Below are 425 nucleotides of genomic sequence, written 5' to 3'. Positions count from 1 at the left end.
ACGTGGACCTCGTGGCCCTCGACCAGCCAGAGCAGCTCCTCCCACGACATGTCGAACGCGAAGGACACCGTGTGCGCGATCCGCAGCACCCGACCACCCGCCGCCTCGATCGTCGGAGCGAAGATCTCCCGACGGTGGTTGACCTGCATGTTCGTCAACCCACGGAACGGGGTGACGACACCCTTCGGCTTCCCCGTCGACCCCGACGTGAAGATCACATACGCGGGATGGTCGAGCCGGCCAGGGGTGCCGGGCGCGAAAGCACCCAGCTCCTCATCGGTCAGCGGCGTGTCCGGGACACCGTCGAACAGACCCGCCTCGTCCAGACGCACCTGCGGCACACCCGGGTCGAAGCGGGCCGCGACGGTGGAATCGGTGACCAACAGCGCCGCCCCCGACGCGTCGAGGATCTCCCCGAGCCGCTC

At 68.7% G+C, this 425-nt stretch carries 1 protein-coding gene; it reads right to left on the bottom strand.

Translation table 11 applies throughout. The features are described 5' to 3' along the window. Positions 1-425 (bottom strand): AMP-binding protein (locus FVA95_RS29475; protein WP_149666954.1); only part of this gene is annotated, 425 nt, incomplete at both ends.

The organism is Pseudonocardia sp. EV170527-09, from assembly GCF_008369905.1.
Classification (GTDB): domain Bacteria; phylum Actinomycetota; class Actinomycetes; order Mycobacteriales; family Pseudonocardiaceae; genus Pseudonocardia.
The sequence above is the reverse complement of the archived record's forward strand: the minus strand, read 5'-3'. Positions and strand labels throughout refer to the sequence as shown.